General features: G+C 67.3%; 11 protein-coding genes. 5 read left to right on the top strand and 6 right to left on the bottom strand.

From position 1 onward, the window contains the following. Positions 1 to 19 precede the first annotated feature (19 nt). Complete coding sequence (locus tag ACT6UX_RS11080) at positions 20 to 1,891, top strand: nitrilase-related carbon-nitrogen hydrolase (RefSeq protein ID WP_444775208.1); 1,872 nt, start codon at positions 20 to 22, stop codon at positions 1,889 to 1,891. Between the two features lie 71 nt (positions 1,892 to 1,962). Here the strand turns inward: ACT6UX_RS11080 and ACT6UX_RS11075 are convergent, their stop codons facing one another. The 3 genes from ACT6UX_RS11075 to ACT6UX_RS11065 form a co-directional block, all read right to left on the bottom strand. After that, on the bottom strand, positions 1,963 to 4,404 hold the full coding sequence (locus ACT6UX_RS11075) for a TonB-dependent siderophore receptor (protein ID WP_444775207.1): 2,442 nt from the start codon (positions 4,402 to 4,404) through the stop codon (positions 1,963 to 1,965). Positions 4,405 to 4,509: 105 nt separating this feature from the next. After that, complete coding sequence (locus tag ACT6UX_RS11070; RefSeq protein WP_444775206.1) at positions 4,510 to 5,469, bottom strand: FecR family protein; 960 nt, start codon at positions 5,467 to 5,469, stop codon at positions 4,510 to 4,512. Positions 5,470 to 5,572: 103 nt separating this feature from the next. After that, entirely contained in the window at positions 5,573 to 6,088 is a 516-nt protein-coding gene (locus tag ACT6UX_RS11065; RefSeq protein WP_444775205.1) for a sigma-70 family RNA polymerase sigma factor, read from the bottom strand. A gap of 226 nt (positions 6,089 to 6,314) precedes the next feature. Between ACT6UX_RS11065 and ACT6UX_RS11060 the strand changes: the two genes are divergently transcribed. Further along, positions 6,315 to 7,967: a tetratricopeptide repeat protein gene (locus ACT6UX_RS11060; RefSeq protein ID WP_444775204.1), complete on the top strand. Its 1,653-nt coding sequence runs from the start codon at positions 6,315 to 6,317 to the stop codon at positions 7,965 to 7,967. 112 nt (positions 7,968 to 8,079) lie between these two features. On the opposite strand, the gene ACT6UX_RS11055 is transcribed toward ACT6UX_RS11060, so the two are convergent. Together ACT6UX_RS11055 and ettA are read right to left on the bottom strand one after the other, a co-directional pair. Beyond that, positions 8,080 to 8,535: a hypothetical protein gene (locus ACT6UX_RS11055; RefSeq protein WP_444775203.1), complete on the bottom strand. Its 456-nt coding sequence runs from the start codon at positions 8,533 to 8,535 to the stop codon at positions 8,080 to 8,082. A gap of 29 nt (positions 8,536 to 8,564) precedes the next feature. Further along, on the bottom strand, positions 8,565 to 10,238 hold the full coding sequence (ettA, locus tag ACT6UX_RS11050; protein ID WP_444775202.1) for an energy-dependent translational throttle protein EttA: 1,674 nt from the start codon (positions 10,236 to 10,238) through the stop codon (positions 8,565 to 8,567). 158 nt (positions 10,239 to 10,396) lie between these two features. Between ettA and ACT6UX_RS11045 the strand changes: the two genes are divergently transcribed. The 3 genes from ACT6UX_RS11045 to ACT6UX_RS11035 all read left to right on the top strand — a co-directional run bounded on the left by ACT6UX_RS11045 (position 10,397) and on the right by ACT6UX_RS11035 (position 15,470). Then, on the top strand, positions 10,397 to 10,648 hold the full coding sequence (locus ACT6UX_RS11045; RefSeq protein WP_444775201.1) for an XRE family transcriptional regulator: 252 nt from the start codon (positions 10,397 to 10,399) through the stop codon (positions 10,646 to 10,648). Continuing rightward, a complete protein-coding gene (locus tag ACT6UX_RS11040) occupies positions 10,648 to 11,964 on the top strand; it encodes a type II toxin-antitoxin system HipA family toxin (RefSeq protein WP_444775200.1) in 1,317 nt (438 codons plus the stop codon). The genes ACT6UX_RS11045 and ACT6UX_RS11040 overlap by 1 nt, the downstream gene beginning before the upstream one ends. Before the next feature lie 80 nt (positions 11,965 to 12,044). Then, positions 12,045 to 15,470 (top strand): NahK/ErcS family hybrid sensor histidine kinase/response regulator, encoded by a 3,426-nt coding sequence (locus tag ACT6UX_RS11035; RefSeq protein ID WP_444775199.1) that lies wholly within the window; start codon positions 12,045 to 12,047, stop codon positions 15,468 to 15,470. Here ACT6UX_RS11035 and ACT6UX_RS11030 read toward each other — a convergent pair. Then, positions 15,460 to 16,104 (bottom strand): response regulator transcription factor, encoded by a 645-nt coding sequence (locus tag ACT6UX_RS11030; RefSeq protein ID WP_444775198.1) that lies wholly within the window; start codon positions 16,102 to 16,104, stop codon positions 15,460 to 15,462. The genes ACT6UX_RS11035 and ACT6UX_RS11030 overlap by 11 nt on opposite strands. Positions 16,105 to 16,228: the final 124 nt, after the last annotated feature.

Here is a 16,228-nt window from a genome sequence, read left to right as displayed (position 1 = left end):
AATTCAGGGGGGAACGTACATGAAATGTAAATCGTGGGGACTGGCCCTTCTGGCCGGCATCGCCGGCTGGCTGTCGCTTGTGGCCGGCGCGTCGGCGCAGGCGCCGGTCGGGCAGAAGCCGATCAAGGTGGCGGCGGTGGATTTCGTCCCGGCCTGGGGCGACCTCGACGGCAATGTCGCGCGCCTCGTCCAGGCAGCCGAGCAGGTTGCCCGGCAGGACGTCAACTACGCAGTGTTCCCCGAGACGGCCGTCAGCGGCTACCTGTTCAGTGGGCCGAAGCAACTCGCACCTTTCCTCGATACGATTCCCGGCAAGGCCACGGCCGCGCTGCTGCCCGTGCTTCAGCGCACCGGTATGTACATGAGCGTGGGGATCGCGGAGCGCGATGCCGCGACCGGCCTCGCCTACAACACCGCGGTGCTGCTGGGGCCGAACGGCATCGTCGGCAAGTATCGCAAGAACGGGCTGAACCCGCAGGACCAGAAGGTCTTCGCGCCCGGCACGACCGGCGTCGAGGTGTTCGAGACGCCGATCGGCCGCATCGCGCTGCTCATCTGCTACGACGATACCTACTGGCAGTATGGTCGTCTCGCGGCGCTGCGCGGCGCCCAGATCATCGCCTGGCATTCGGTGTCGGATCGCGTGATGCCTGGCACGCCGCCGGCCGAGGCGACGGGTAATCATTCGACCGTGTCCAACGTTCAGTATCTCAGCGCGCAGAACGGCGTGTGGGTGGTCGGTGCCACGCGTAGCGGCATCGAGACCAACCCGGTCACCGGCGGCAAGCTCTATTACAACGGCGGTTCGAGCATCTGGTCGCCGAAGGGCGAGAAGCTGGTGCAGGCGCCGGTCGTGCCGCCCGAGATCCTGCCGCCCGGCCTCGCCGGCGTTTTTGCCACGAGCATCGTTCCGGCCGAAGCCGATGCCGAGCGCACCGCCCGGCTGGCGCGCCGCCGTCCGGACCTCTACGTGCCGTTGCTGGCGCTGCATCGCAGCCCGACCGACGGCAACGCGACGATGTCGGTGCGCGCCGTCGCGCTGTCGGCCGCGCAATGGCCCGACGGACCGTCGCTGCTGTCGTCAGCCCGTCCCGAAGCGGGCGAACTGCTGGTCCTGCCGGAGCTCTCCGCCCTGCCGTCGGGGCTTTCCGCGGCCGACATCAAGGCGAAGGCCGAAGCGCGCGGCGGCGCCTTCGAGCAGGCCCTGTCGGCGTCGGCCAAGGGGGGCGGCGGCTTCGTGGTCGGCTCCTATCCCGAGCGCGACGGCGACAAGGTCTTTCACACGGTCGTGCTGGCCGGCCCGGCCGGAACGGTGCTCGGCCGCTATCGCGCCACGCACCTGTCGGCTGAGACCGCCGCCTGGGCGAGCGCGGGCGAGGAGCCGGTCGTGATCGACACGCCGCTCGGCCGCATCGGTCTCGCGACCGGCGAAGAGCTGCGCGTGCCGGAACTCGGCGGTCTCTACGGCGCGTTGCGGACCGACATCCTGGCCGTGCCGGCGGGACGGCCGGAGCCGCTCAAAGTGCAGATCGATGCCAAGCTCTTTGCGGTCAACGACCCGCCGACCGGCCGCGCCGATTTCTTCCCCTATGCCTCGGCCAAGCAGAACCAGCTGTGGCTGGTCAGCGGCGGACGCCGCGTCGGCAATGCGACGGCCGCCGGCATCTACGGGCCGGAACCGGTCGTCGACACGCCGACCGTGACGGCCCCGGCCGGCGAGAGCGTCGTGCGCTACCGTACGCGCGTGCCGGCGCCGGGCACCTGGATCAATCAGCAGCAGCTCATCGCCGGGCAGCAGTCCCTGCTGTTCGTGCCGCTGGTGATGAAGGACGACAGCGACTGCCTGAAGCTGTGGCGGACGCAGGGGACCGGCGCGCCGCCCTGCCGCTGATCGCTTCACCACGGGGTAAAGCCGCGGTGTTTGGGTTCGCACCTTGACGCTGCGGCTTCCGTTCGACTTGCCTAGAAATCCGCCTGAAGAGAGATCCACGCCATACGCGGCATGCCGCTGATGACATAGCCCGTCGGATTGGCGATCCAGTAATTGCTGTCGAGCAGGTTCGTCACGTTCGCCCGCAACACGATCGGCGTCCTCGCGACGGTCGTGCGATAGCGCGCACCGATGTCGAGCGTGGCCCAGGCTGGAACCTGCTGGGTATTGTCGGAACTCACGTAAGAGGCGCTCGTGTAGAGGCCGCGGGCAATGGCGGTGAGGCCCGGCACGAAAGGCAGGTCGTATTCGAGACCGAGATTGGCCTGGAAGGGAGGGGCGCCGACGGCATAATTTCCATTGAACCGGCCGCCCGCTGTCTGGGTCAGTCGCGCATCGAGCACCGCGAAGCCGCCGAGGACGCGGAAGTCGTTCCAGAGCTGGCCGAACATATTGAACTCGATGCCCTGGTTCCGCTGCTCGCCGTTGATCCCGTAGACATTGGTCACCGGGTTCACGATGCCGTTGGGCTGGTTGATCTGGAAGGCCGCCAGCGTCGCGCCGAACGTGCCGAAGTCGAGCTTCGCGCCGATCTCGAACTGCGTGGTCCGGAACGGCGGGAAAACCTGCCCCGGGTTGGCGACGCCGGGGGGCGGCGCGAAGCTCGGCGACAAACCCTGGATGTAGCTGCCGTAGAGGGTCAGTTCCTTGATCGGCTTGACCAGCAGCGCGACTGATGGGGTGAGGGCCGAGTCGGTGTAACGGAAAGTCGTTGCGCCGCTTGCGGCAAAGCTTGCCGACTCGATCTGCTGGCTGCGGCCGCCGAGGATGAGCTGAACCTTGCCATCGATCGCCTGGAGCGTATCGGCGACGGCGAAGCTGCCCAGCAGATTGGTGCTGGCCAGCGAAAACGGGGTGTAGGCCGTCTGGGTGAGCGGCACGCCCAACGTCGGCGCATAGATGTTGCTGAGATAGCTGGCGTTATTGGTTTGGCCGAGCCAGTACTGCTGGCGCATCAGGCTCGCCGACACAGCGACCTCGTGGCTGATCGGACCGGTGGTGAACCGGGTGCGGAAACCCGCCTCGCCGGTGAAGTTGCTCGACTGGCCGACCTGGAAGGTCGAGGTCGAACGCGCCGCGCCAGCGTAGCTCAGGATAGTGGCGCCCGGTGCTTCGCGCTTGTCGTAGTTGAAGAGGTTCCCGCCGAACGCTGCATAGGCCACCGTGGCCGGCGAGATGTCGTACTCGAAGCGTACGATGCCCGTCGTGCTCTGCTGGTGTGCGTAGTCGTAATACTGGGCAAGATTGATTCGCGGGTTGGGCGCCGCCGGGACCTGGATGCCGGTGATGGGAGTGTAGCCTCGAGCCGCTCCCGCCATATAGTCGTTTTGGTAGAGCACATCGGCGGACACCCGCAGGTTCTGGTCACGATAGTCGAAGCCCAGCGACAGGGACCCGTTCCGCACCCATTGCCGGTCGATCGGGGTGTCGCCGTCCGTGAACGTGCCGTTCACCCGTATTCCGTATTGCTTGTCGTCGCCGAAGCGGCGGGCCACGTCGGTGACCAGGGAGAATGTCGAGTTGGAGAAGTAGTCGATCGCCGCACGCGTCAGGGGCTCGTCCTCGGCGCGCTTGGTGACGATGTTGACGTTACCGCCGACGCCGCCTTGCGGTGCCATGCCATTCAGGAAGGCCGCCGGCCCTTTCAGGAGTTCGATGCGCTCCGCCGGTGCGGGATTGATGCGGAATTCCGGCACGAGGCCATAAAGACCGTTGATCGCGATATCGCCGTTGGCGACGCGGAAGCCGCGAATGGTCATCGCATCGTACCGGTTGCCGATGCCGATCGCGGCGCGGACCGACGGATCGTTGTTGGTCAGGACTTCGGCGACACTGCGCGCCTGCTGGTCGCGAACGGTCTTGGCCGTATAGCTCGAAATGCTGAACGGCGTGTCCATGTAATCCTTGTCGCCGAGCAGTCCGACGCTGCCGCCGCGAGCAACCTGCCCTCCGGCGAATACGGGCGGCAGGTTCTGTCCAAGTTGTGCGCCGACCATGACTGGCTGCAACTCCAGCGCACCGCTGGGGGATCCCGGCGTGGGTTCAGGAACCACGGTCACGATGCCGCCGGCACTCACGCTGCCGGCCAGGCCCGAGCCGGAAAGCAGGCGCCGCAGGGCTTCCTGGGGCGACATCGTTCCGCTCACGCCCGGCGTCGTCCGCCTGTCGAGCAGCGCGGCACTCACGGATACCTGCAGGCCGCTCTGCTGACCGAACAGGGTGAGGGCGTCCGCCAGAGGCTGGGCCGGGATGCTGAACGAACGCGCCGCCTGGGCGATGAGCGTGGCATCGGGTTGGCCCTGTGCCATCGCGCCGGAGATCGGACCGCCGAGCATCGCGCCCACACATGCCGCGACCTTTGCGAGCTTCATCGCCGACGCGCGTCTGCGCGCGCGCCAAGCCGTCGTGACCATTCGTATCTCCGCTTTTGTCGAGTGGCCGAAGGCTTCTCGAGATCAGTTCTTGCAAACGAAGACGAAATGAACGGCAGGCATTTCAGAAAAGAATCGTGACTTTGCTCAGCGGCTCGAAAGGATCAGGATCCACGGCGAGACCTGGACGACGCTCGCCCCTTGTGCTCGCGCAATGGCGTGTACGGCTTCGACGGGATTCGACAGGTCATACACGCCGGTAAGCCGTTCGCGCGCAATGGTCTCGTCCCTCACGAAGATGAAGCCGTCGAAGTACGGCCGCAGCGCATCGACGATCTCGGCCACCGGCTGGTTCTTCACGACGAGGCGCTTGCGGGTCCACGCGGCGACTTCCTCGACAGGCATGCGGCCGCGTTCGGCCGGTTTGTCGGCCACGGCGCGCATCCAGTCGCCGGCCTGCAGTCTCTCGCGAACCGGCGGCGTCGAGCTGGCGGACGTCACTTCGATCACGCCCTCCAGGACCGCAACGTCCATGCCGCCGGTCCTGCGGCGAACGTCGAAGGCGGTGCCGATGTCCACGACCTCGACGCCGTTGGCCTCGACCGAGAAGGGGCGCTCCGACTGGTGCAGGACGTTGAAGAGGGCCTCGCCCTTCAGAAGCCGGACGAGCCGATGCCGGTGGTCGAAGGCGACGTCGATGGCGGTCTCCGGTGCCAGCTGGACGCTGCTGCCATCGGGCAGCGTGACAGTCCGTTGTTCGGCCACGCTGGTCCAGTGGTCGGCCTGGATACGCGTCATGAGTCCCGGTGCTGCGAACGCGATGGCGGCAGCCATGGCCGTCATGACGCCCAGCGCTGCCCATCGTCCACGACGTCCGGGCGGAGGAACGTCGGCCTTGGTCCGATCGCTTCGCTCCTGCCGGAGGTCTTCGAGAGCCGTAATCGTCGTGGAGACCTCGTTCCAGTCGACGGCATGTGCCGGATCCGCCGACAGCCAGGCCTCGAAACGGCGCCGAAGATCCGGGTCGTCCGGCATCTCCAGCAACGCCACCATCCATTCGCTGGCCTTGCGCGGTTGCGGAAGCGCAGGACCGCCAGCTTCGTTCATTGCCATCCTCCGGACTGCGGCCTGCTCCGGGCGGAGGCGCGGCGGCTACGACGGTACACCCGTAGCCAACCGACGAATCAAACGCGTGGATTTTCAGTTCTGCCTAGTTTGGCCGCGGACGATGCAGTTTTGCCCGGCAGTGTTCGAGTCCTCCGATCACAAGCGTATGGGCCGTGCCCAGCGAGATCCCGAGACGTTCGGCAATCTGCTTCAGGGTAAAGCCGCCGAACCGATGCATCTCGAGCGCCGTCCGTGTGCGCTCCGGAAGATCGGCAATGGCCGCCTCCAGGGCGCGGAGGTCGGCTCGTCCGGTCGCCGCAACCTCCGGCGAGCGATTGTCGGGAACCGACTGGATGGCCAGTTCGCCATTTGCAACGAAGCGACCTGCCTGAACGACGACCCGGCGGCGACCATCGATCGCGAGGTTTCGGACGATGCGATAGAGGTACTTGACCGGCTCGTCGATCAATCTGCCTTTGGCAGCATCGGCGAAGCGCAGATAGGCTTCCTGAACGACGTCCTCTGCATCCGCATGATCGCCCACGATCCGGCGGGCATAGGCCAGCAAGTCTGTGCGGTGGTCCAGGAAAAGACCAAGATGACTCTGCTCGGAATGCACGAACCGAATTCCCTGAGCCGCGCCTGCGGCCGCCAACTGATCGGCCGGACCATTGCAGAAGTGCGAGTGACTCGCAATAGCATCCACGGAAGGCCTGACGACAGGATTGTCGGGACCGAGGGAGAGGACCGCGCCCCTTCGGTCCGGACCCCCGGCTCGGGGCCGTTCTTGCGACCGCCCCGCCCGGGCGGCACCATGGCTCCGGATCGCAGCGGGGACATGGACCATGGACGACTATTACGATCTCGGCGCCTACAAGCGGACCGTCACCACCTCGTCGCCGCGGACGCAGCTCTGGTTCGATCGCGGCCTGAACTGGCTCTACGGCTTCAACCACGCCGAGGCGATCAAGTGCTTCGAGAAGGCGCTGGAGACCGATCCCGGATGCGCCATGGCGCATTGGGGTATCTCCTACGCCGCCGGGCCGAACTACAATCTCCCCTGGCACCGCTACGATCCGGCCGGCAAGAAGCGCGCGCTCGAAGCCTCCTACGACGCCATGCAGCGCGCGCTGGCCGCCGCACCCGGCGCCTCGCCGATCGAGCAGGCGCTGATTCGCGCGCTGCCGGCGCGCTATCCGCAGCGTGAGGTGATCGAGGACCAGACCACCTGGGACAAGGCTTTCACCGTCGAGATGCGCAAACTGTTCCGTGCCCATCCGCACGATCTCGACCTGCGCTCGGTCTATGCCGAGGCGATCATGAACGAGACGCCGTGGCAGATGTGGGACCTCAAGACCGGTCAGCCGACGCCGGGCGCCGGCACGGAGGAGGCGGTCGAGGTGCTGGAAAGCGCCTTCCGCGACATGCCGGCGAGCTGGGACCATCCCGGCCTGCTGCACCTCTATGTCCATCTGATGGAGATGTCGCCGTTCCCGCAGCGCGCCCTGCGCGCCGGTGACCGGCTGCGCGATCTGGTGCCGGACTCCGGCCATCTCGTGCACATGCCGACCCATATCGACGTGCTGTGTGGCAACTATCGCGACGTCGTCGTCTATAACCAGAAGGCCGTCGTGGTCGACCGCAAGTACCTGGCGCGCGAGGGCGCCCTCAACGTCTATTCGATGTATCGCAGCCACGATCATCATTTCATCGTCTACGGCGCCATGTTCCTCGGCCAGTACACGCCGGCGATCACCGCCGCGCAGGAGCTGATCGACACCACGCCCGAAGAACTCCTGCGCATCCCGTCGCCGCCGATGGCCGACTTCGTCGAAGGCTATCTCTCGATGAAGCAGCACGTGCTGGTGCGCTTCGGCAAGTGGCGCGAGATCATCGCGCAGGAGCTGCCCAAGGATCCCGACCTCTACTGCTCGACCACGGCGATGACGCTCTATGCCAAGGGCGTGGCGCATTCGGTGCTGGGCGAGATCGAGCAGGCCGAGCAGGCGCGCGCCGCCTTCCGCGCCGCCAAGGCGCGCGTGCCCGAGAGCCGGCGCCTGCACAACAACACGATGGTCGACCTGCTGGCCATCGCCGAGGAGATGCTGACCGGCGAGCTGGAATATCGCCGCGGCAACTTCGATCTCGCCTTCGCCCATCTTCGCCGCGCCGTCGAACTCGACGATTCGCTGCCCTACGACGAGCCGTGGGGCTGGATGCAGCCGACGCGCCACGCGCTGGGCGCGCTCTTGCTGGAGCAGGGCCATCTCGCCGAGGCCGAAGCGGTCTACCGCGCCGATCTCGGCTTCGACGGCACGACCAACCGCGCCTGCTGGCATCCCGAGAATGTCTGGAGCCTGCACGGCCTGCACGAGTGTCTGGTCCGCCGTGGCGAGAAGGTCGAGGCGCCGCTGATCAAGGCGCGTCTGGATCTGGCCTCGGCGCGAACGGAGTTTCCGGTGCGGGCGTCATGCCTCTGCCGGCGGGAAGCGGCCTGAAGCGAAAGGTCCCTCGCTGCGCTCGGGATGACATCACTTTTTGAATCGGCGCACGGCGCGAATTCCAACAACGGTGTCATCCCGAACGAAGTGAGGGACCCTTATTAGTCCGTCAGCGCTTCGCCGTCGGCAGCACCCTCTGGATCATCGCAAAGAGAAACGCCGTCGTCAGGCCGAACAGCAGCATGCCGTTCACCGCTTCCAGCGCGCCCAGCATCTTCCACTGGTGGGCGAGGTGGATGGTCGTGTCGCCGTAGGTGGTCAGCGCGCCCAGCGAATAGAGCATGGCCGAGCGGTTGTCGGGGATGGCGCCGAGATAGCGGAAGGCCACCGCCCAGATGCCGCCTTCGAGGATGTGCAGCGTCGTCACCAGGGTCACCGCCATCACCATCACCAGGGAGAAGATGAGGGTGACGTGGCGGCCGCGGTCCCGCATCGTGTCGAGGAGGTGGTCGACCCGGGTAGAGAAGACCGCCAGGCAGAGAATGTGGATCACGCAGGTCAACGCGACCAGGGGCACGCCCCAAACCCAGTCGTGGCCCCACTGGACCTCGTCGATCGGGTTCATGCCGCGCTGCCGTTCCCGTGTCCGCCGGCCTAGCGGACCAGCGGCTTGTACTTGATGCGGTGCGGCTGGTCGGCGTCGGTGCCCATCCGCCGATGCTTGTCGAGTTCGTAGTCCTGGTAGTTGCCCTCGAACCACTCGACATGGCTGTCGCCCTCGAAGGCCAGCATGTGGGTGGCGGTGCGGTCGAGGAACCAGCGATCATGCGAGATCACGACGGCGCAGCCGGCGAACTCGAGCAGTGCTTCTTCGAGCGCGCGCAGCGTGTCGACGTCGAGATCGTTGGTCGGCTCGTCGAGCAGCAGCACGTTGGCGCCGCTCTTCAGCATCTTGGCGAGGTTGACGCGGTTGCGTTCGCCGCCCGAGAGCTGGCCGACCTTCTTCTGCTGGTCGGCGCCCTTGAAGTTGAACGAGCCGCAATAGGCGCGGCTGGACACTTCCTTGGTGCCGAGCTTGATGATGTCGAGGCCGCCCGAAAGCTCCTCCCACACGCTCTTGTTGGGATCGAGCGTCTCGCGGCTCTGGTCGACATAGCCCAGCTTCACCGTCGGGCCGACGGAGAAGGTGCCGGTGTCGGGCTTGTCCTGGCCGGTGATCATCTTGAACAGCGTGGTCTTGCCGGCGCCGTTGGGGCCGATGACGCCCACGATGCCACCCGGCGGCAGGCTGAAGGTGAGGTTGTCGATCAGCAGCCGGTCGCCGAAGCCCTTGGAGATGCCCTCGGCGCGGATGATGTGGTCGCCCAGTCGCGGGCCGGCGGGAATGACGATCTGCGCGCGGTCGAGCGTCTGCTGGCTGTCCTCCTCGACCATCTGCTCGTAGGCCGCGATTCGCGCCTTGCTCTTGGAGCGGCGGGCCGACGGGCTGGTGCCCATCCATTCGAGCTCGCGCTGCATGGTGCGGCGGCGGGCGTCGGCGGTCTTCTCTTCCAGCTCGAGGCGCTTGTCCTTCTGCTTCAGCCAGGACGAGTAGTTGCCTTCCCACGGGATGCCGGCGCCGCGATCGAGTTCGAGGATCCAGCCGGCGACGTTGTCGAGGAAGTAACGATCGTGGGTGACGGCCACGACGGTGCCGGGGAACTCCGCGAGATGGCGCTCCAGCCAGGCCACCGACTCGGCGTCGAGATGGTTGGTCGGCTCGTCGAGCAGCAGCATGTCGGGCTTGGAGAGCAGCAGGCGGCACAGCGCCACGCGGCGCTTCTCGCCGCCCGAGAGCTTCTCGACGTTGGCGTCCGACGGCGGGCAGCGCAGCGCGTCCATGGCGATCTCGACGGTGCGGCCGAGGTCCCAGCCGTTGCCGGCGTCGATCTTCTCCTGCAGTTCGCCCTGCTCGGCGATCAGCTTGTCCATGTCAGCGTCGGGGTCGGAGAAGGCGTTGGACACCTCCTCGAAGCGCGCCAGCATCCTGGCCATCTCGCCGGCGCCGTCCATGACGTTGCCCAGCACGTCCTTGGAGGGGTCGAGGCCGGGTTCCTGCTCCAGCAGGCCGACCTTCACGCCCTCGGCCGCCCAAGCCTCGCCGGTATAACTGTCGTCGCGCCCGGCCATGATCTTGAGCAGGGTCGACTTGCCCGAGCCGTTGAGGCCGAGCACGCCGATCTTGGCGCCGGGCAGGAACGAGAGCCAGATGTCCTTCAGGACCTGCTTGCCGCCGGGAAAGGTCTTGTTCAGACCCTTCATCACGTAGATGTACTGGTAGGATGCCATGGGGCGAGCTTTTAGCGGCCCCGTCCGGACGGTTCAATGACGCCCGGGGAAACCCGCCCACCCGCGGAATTGCCATTTCATACGCGATTGCGTATTGATGATTTAGATACGCGATACCGTATATTGCGTGTGAATACGCGTTCGCGTATGATGTCGTCATGGAAATCATCGCCAGGGATCCAAAGCAGCTCGGGATCGCCGTTCAGCGCCGTCGCAAGGAGCAGAAGCTCACGCAAGGCGAGCTGGGCGCCCGCATGAACGCCCGTCAGGCGACCGTCTCCAAGTTGGAGAAGGGAGAGCCGGCCACGCAGCTCCAGACCTTGATGAATTCACTGGCGGCGCTGGGGCTTGAGCTGGTGGTTCGACCCCGTACCACGAGCCGCCTGGAGGAGCTCGAGGCGCTGTTCTGATGGCTCGTTCCCGCGCCACGCCACCGCTCGACGTCTTTCTGAACGGAAAGCGCGTTGGACAGCTGCGCCGCGAACCGGGCGGCGCCATCGACTTCAAATACGCAGATGAGTGGCTCGGCTGGAACAATGCCATTCCGGTGTCGCTGTCCCTGCCGTTGAGCGAACGTCGCTATGCCGGCACTCCCGTCGTCGCGTTCTTCGACAATCTTCTTCCCGACGATGAGGACATTCGCCGCCGCGTCGCCGAGCGCACGCGGGCACAGGGATCCGATTTCTTCAGCCTGCTCGGCGCCATAGGCCGCGATTGTGTCGGTGCCCTGCAGTTCCTCGCCGAGGGCGAGGAGGCGGCTCCTCCCGACCGTCTGGACGCGCGGCGCATCAGCGATGCCGACATCGCGGACCTGCTCGGCAACCTCGCGCGCAACCCGCTGGGCATCGACGAAGCCGGCGACCTGCGGATCTCGTTGGCCGGGGTGCAGGAGAAAACCGCGCTCCTGTTCTGGAAGAAGCATTGGCACGTGCCTCATGGCACCACGCCGACGACGCACATTCTCAAGCCCCAGATCGGCGCGCTGCCGCAGGGTCTCGACCTGTCGGATAGCGTCGAGAACGAGCATTTCTGCCTCCGGCTGATGGAGGCGTTCGGCCTTCCCGTAGCGCACTCGCAGATCGCCGATTTCGAGGGACGGCGCACCCTGGTCGTCGAGCGCTTCGATCGCCTGTGGACCCGGGACAGGCGTCTGCTGCGGGTGCCTCAGGAGGATTGCTGCCAGGCCCTGTCGGTTCCTCCCAGCCTGAAGTACGAGCAGAGCGGCGGACCCGGCATGGTCGCCATCGCGCGCCTGCTGAAAGGGAGTGACACGCCCGACCTCGACCTGCGGCGCTTCTTCAAGACACAGCTCCTGTTCTGGCTGCTCGCGGCAACGGACGGACACGCAAAGAACTTCAGCATCCGCCTCGCGCCCGGCGGACGGTTCGCCCTTGCCCCGATCTATGACGTCCTTTCGGTGCAGCCGACCTTCGATGCGGGCCAGCTTCGCCGCACGCAGATGAAGCTTGCGATGGCGGTGGGAAGCAACCGCCACTATCGCCTCGACGAGATCACGCCGCGCCATTTCCTGCAGACCGCCAAGCTGTGCGACATTCCGCAGGCCACCGCGCTCGCCGTCCTCGACGAGGTCGCGCAGACCGCGGAAGCGGCCTTCGACAGGGCGCAGTCGGCAATGCCCAGGGAGTTCCCCGAGCCGCTGGTGGCCTCGATCGTCAACGGCGCAAAAAGTCGGTTGAAGTTGTTCGGTCCAGTCAGACAACGCTAGCGTCGTCGGCCTGGTGCGCCGCGCCGCTTGTCCGCGCCCGGCCAACACGGTTCAATGACGGCGGGGAGAAACGCGCACGCATGCTGGTCGAACCGGCTGTCCTGGCCCTGTCGCTGGCCTATCTGGGGCTGCTCTTCGCCGTGGCGTATTTCGGCGACCGCTATGCGCGTGACTGGTCAAAGAACTCGGTGGCGCCGGTGGTCTATGGCCTGTCGCTGGCCATCTACTGCACCTCCTGGACGTTCTACGGCGCGGTCGGGCGGGCGGCGACCTCGGGCATCGACTTCGTCCTGATCTATACCGGGCCGGTCCTGGTGGTGACCCTGGGCTATCCGGTGGTCGCCAAGATGGTGAGGCTGGCCAAGCAGCACAACGTCACCTCGATCGCCGATTTCCTGGCTTCGCGCTACGGCAAGAGCCGCGCCGTCGGCGTCACTGCTACCTTGTTCGCCACAGTGGGCGTGCTGCCCTACATCGCGCTGCAGCTGCAGGCCGTGTCCTCGTCGTTCCGCACCATCGCCGCACCCCTGCCGTGGAGCGGCGGGGCGCCCGGCGTCGTGCATGCCGACACGTCGCTGATCGTGGCGGCGCTGATGGCGCTGTTCACTATCCTGTTCGGCGTGCGCAACGTGCAGGCCTCCGAGCAGCATCGCGGCATGATGCTGGCCATCGCTTTCGAATCGGTAGTGAAGCTGCTGGCGCTGCTGGCGGTCGGTCCCTTCGTCGTCTGGTTCCTGTTCGACGGGCCGGCCGACATGGTGGGGCGCCTGGCCGAGGTGCCGGCGGTGGCGGAGCGGCTGACGCGCGAGGCCTCGCCGCTCACCTGGGTGGTGATGTCGCTGCTCTCGGGCATGGCCTTCCTCTGCCTGCCGCGCCAGTTCCACGTCGCCGTGGTCGAGCACGACCATCCCGCCAGCCTGCGGACGGCGCGCTGGCTGTTCCCGGCCTATCTCGTACTCATCAACCTGTTCGTCATCCCGATCGCGGCGGCCGGCCTGCTGCTGCTCGGGCCGAATGTCAGCCCCGACCTCTACGTGCTGCAGCTGCCGCTGATCGGCGGTGAGAGCTGGCTCTCGGCCTTCGTGTTCATCGGCGGTCTCTCCGCCGCGACCTCGATGGTGATCGTGGCCTGCATGGCGCTGTCGGGCATGATCGGCAACGAGCTGCTGATGCCCTACCTGCTGCGCCGGCAGGCCGGCGTGGTGCGCGACATGGGTCCGCTGGTGCTGCTGGTGCGCCGCGCCGCCGTCGTGCTGATCCTGATGGCGGGCTACGCCTACGAGCGCATCATCTCGGGCTATCTGCCGCTCGCCTCGATCGGCCTGATCTCCTTCTGCGCCGTCGCCAACTTCGCGCCCGGCCTCGTGCTCGGCCTCTACTGGCAGCGCGCCCACCGGTTCGGCGTGGTCGCAGGCCTGGTCGGCGGCTTCGTCGTCTGGCTCTACGCGCTGCTACTGCCGACCCTGCGCCAGGGGCTGGGAGCGAGCGAATCGCCGGCGGCGCCCTTCATGCCGTGGCTTCCGGAGTCCCTGGCGACCCTCGATCCGGTGTTGCAGGGCTTCCTGGTCTGTATTGCCGTCAACACTTCGCTGCTGGTCGGCGTCTCCCTGCTGGTGCGGCCGGTGGGCCGCGACCGCGAGCAGGCGGATGCCTTCGTGCTGGGCGCCGAACCCGCACCGCCGTCGCGCCGCACGCCGGCCGACGCCGCCCGCATCGAGGAGTTGCGCCAGCTGCTGGCGCGCTTCGTCGGTGTGGAGCGGGCGGCCCGCCTCCTGTCGGGCGAGCTGTCGATGGAGACCGCGCTCGCCCGTACCGAGCGCATGCTGTCCGGCACCCTGGGTGCGGCCTCCGCGCGCGTCATCGTGGCGGCCTCGGTGCGGCGCGGCCGGCTGCTGACGCGCAGCGCCCGTGCCATCATCGACGAGGCGTCCGAGGCGATCCGCTACAATTACGAGATCCTGCGCAATACGCTCGATCATGTCGGCATGGGCATCGCCGCCTTCGACCGCGAGGGGCGGCTGGAGATCTTCAACGACCGCTTCACGTCGCTGCTGGCGCTCGACGACGATGCCGTGGCGGTCGGCGCTGCACCGCGCGAGTTCGGCGCCACCGCCGATGTCGTCGAGCTGCTGCGCCGGCCCGACTCGCCACAGACGCACGAGATCGCCACGCGCGACGGCCGGGTGATCGAGCTGCGCCTCGATCCGCTGCCGGAGGATGGGTTCGTCGCCACCTGCAACGACGTGACGGCGCGGGTGCGTACCGCCGAGGCTCTGCGCGACAGCGACGGCCAGCTGCGCCGCGCGGCGGAGACGCTGGAGCAGCGCGTCGCCGAGCGCACGGCCGAACTGGAGGCGAGCCGCGCCGAGGCGGAGGCGGCCAATCTCGGCAAGACGCGCTTCATCGCGGCGGCGAGCCACGACCTGTTGCAGCCGCTGCATGCGGCGCGCCTGTTCACGGCGGCGATGATTGACCGCGATCCGCGCAACGATCTCGGCGGCAAGATCGATGCGAGCCTTGGCGCCGTCGAATCGCTGCTCGACGCGCTGCTCGACATCTCCAAGCTCGACGCCGGCGCCTTCAAGCCCGAGAAGCGGCCCTTCGCGCTGCAGCCGCTGTTCGACTCGCTGGCCACCGCCTTCGCCCCGACGGCCGCCCGGCATGGCGTCGAGCTCGCCGTCGCGCCGACGGGCGCCTTCGTCGACACCGATCCGGCGTTCCTGCGCCGAATCCTGCAGAACCTCCTCTCGAACGCGTTGCGCTACGGCCGCAGCGAGGGAAGGCCGGCGCGGGTGCTGCTGGGCTGCCGCCGAACAGGCGATTCATTGCGCATCGAAGTGCGTGACAACGGGCCGGGCATCCCTCCCGACAAGCAGGTGGTGATCTTCGACGAGTTCGTACGGCTGCAGCCCGAGGATGAAGGGCTGAGGGAGGAGCGGGGGCTGGGCCTCGGCCTCGCCATCGTCGACCGCATCGCGCGCATGCTCGATCTTCCGGTGGGCCTTGCCTCGGCGCCGGGGCGAGGCTCGACCTTCTCGGTCACCGTGCCGAGGGTGGCCGCGGTGGCGGCCGCGCCCAGTGCCGCGCCGGCGCCGCAGCCGATGCCCTCGATCGAGGCCGAGAGCTTCGTGCTCTGCCTCGACAACGAATCGCGCGTGCGCGAGGCGATGGCGGCGCTGCTCGGCGGCTGGGGCTGCAAGGTCGCGACGGCGGCCAGCGCGAGCGAGGCGCTCGAGGCCGTGGCCCGCGCCGGCCGTCTGCCGGACCTCGTGCTGGCCGACCTCCATCTCGATGAGGGCGCCGACGGTCTCGAGGCCGTGGTCTCGATGCGCGCCGCCTGGGGACGGATCGTGCCGGCGGCCCTGGTAACCGCCGACCGCGATCCCACGCTGCGTCCGAGGACGCGGGCGCTGCAGGTTGAACTGCTGCACAAGCCGGTCAAGCCGGCATCCCTGCGCGCGCTGCTCAGATTGCGCAGCGCGGCGGCAGGACGGATTACGGTCTGATCGTCTCCGGGATCGGCAGCGCCAGCCCACGGGCCTCGATGACGGCCTGGGTTCGAGAGCGTACGCCGAGCTTGCGCAGGATCACCGTCACATGCGCCTTCACGGTGGCTTCACCGACTCCGAGCTTGTGGGCGATCTGCTTGTTCTGGTCGCCGTGGATCATGAGCGCGAGCACGCGCCACTGCTGAGGCGTGAGCTGGGCCGCGCGCTGGGCGAAGCTGTCGCCGGGCACGGCGTCGGGGGGCGTGAAGATCTCGCCGTCGAGCACGGCGCGCACGATGGCGGCGATCTCCTCGAGCGGTGCGGACTTGTCGATATAGGCCGAGGCACCGAACTCGTAGGCGCGGCGCACCACCGAGGCGTCACGCGCGGCGGAGACGACGACGATCGGCGCGGTGGGATGTTCGGCGCGCAGGCGGGCGAGGCCGGTGAGCCCGTCCATGCCCGGCATGTCGAGGTCGAGCAGGACCGCGTCGGGCTCGCTCTCCCGGTCCAGCACCGCCTTCGCCTGGTCGAGCGTGCCGGCCATCTCGAACCGCGCACCGGCAAACGACTGGGCCAGCGCCGAGGCCAGCGCGTCGCGGACCATGGGATGGTCGTCGGCGATCAGGAAGGAGAGCGTTTCCCCGGACATCGATTCTATCTTTGTTGCGAAACGGTAGAAAATGCTGCGGTGCACTCTACGCGCCCTTGGACCTTGGTCGAATTGCAGCACACGGGACGTGCGATTTACACAAGAATCAAGAAGGGGTCCGTAT

Source organism: Reyranella sp. (genome assembly GCF_052439685.1).
In the GTDB taxonomy this organism is placed as follows: domain Bacteria; phylum Pseudomonadota; class Alphaproteobacteria; order Reyranellales; family Reyranellaceae; genus Reyranella.
This window is presented reverse-complemented; position numbering and strand designations above follow the sequence as displayed.

Coding starts and splice junctions, on each gene's coding strand:
- ettA (WP_444775202.1), bottom strand. CDS start 10,238: ATGGCATCCTACCAGTACATCTACGTGATGAAGGGTCTGAACAAGACC.
- ACT6UX_RS11045 (WP_444775201.1), top strand. CDS start 10,397: ATGGAAATCATCGCCAGGGATCCAAAGCAGCTCGGGATCGCCGTTCAG.
- ACT6UX_RS11055 (WP_444775203.1), bottom strand. CDS start 8,535: ATGAACCCGATCGACGAGGTCCAGTGGGGCCACGACTGGGTTTGGGGC.
- ACT6UX_RS11030 (WP_444775198.1), bottom strand. CDS start 16,104: ATGTCCGGGGAAACGCTCTCCTTCCTGATCGCCGACGACCATCCCATG.
- ACT6UX_RS11080 (WP_444775208.1), top strand. CDS start 20: ATGAAATGTAAATCGTGGGGACTGGCCCTTCTGGCCGGCATCGCCGGC.
- ACT6UX_RS11040 (WP_444775200.1), top strand. CDS start 10,648: ATGGCTCGTTCCCGCGCCACGCCACCGCTCGACGTCTTTCTGAACGGA.
- ACT6UX_RS11035 (WP_444775199.1), top strand. CDS start 12,045: ATGCTGGTCGAACCGGCTGTCCTGGCCCTGTCGCTGGCCTATCTGGGG.
- ACT6UX_RS11075 (WP_444775207.1), bottom strand. CDS start 4,404: ATGGTCACGACGGCTTGGCGCGCGCGCAGACGCGCGTCGGCGATGAAG.
- ACT6UX_RS11060 (WP_444775204.1), top strand. CDS start 6,315: ATGGACGACTATTACGATCTCGGCGCCTACAAGCGGACCGTCACCACC.
- ACT6UX_RS11070 (WP_444775206.1), bottom strand. CDS start 5,469: ATGAACGAAGCTGGCGGTCCTGCGCTTCCGCAACCGCGCAAGGCCAGC.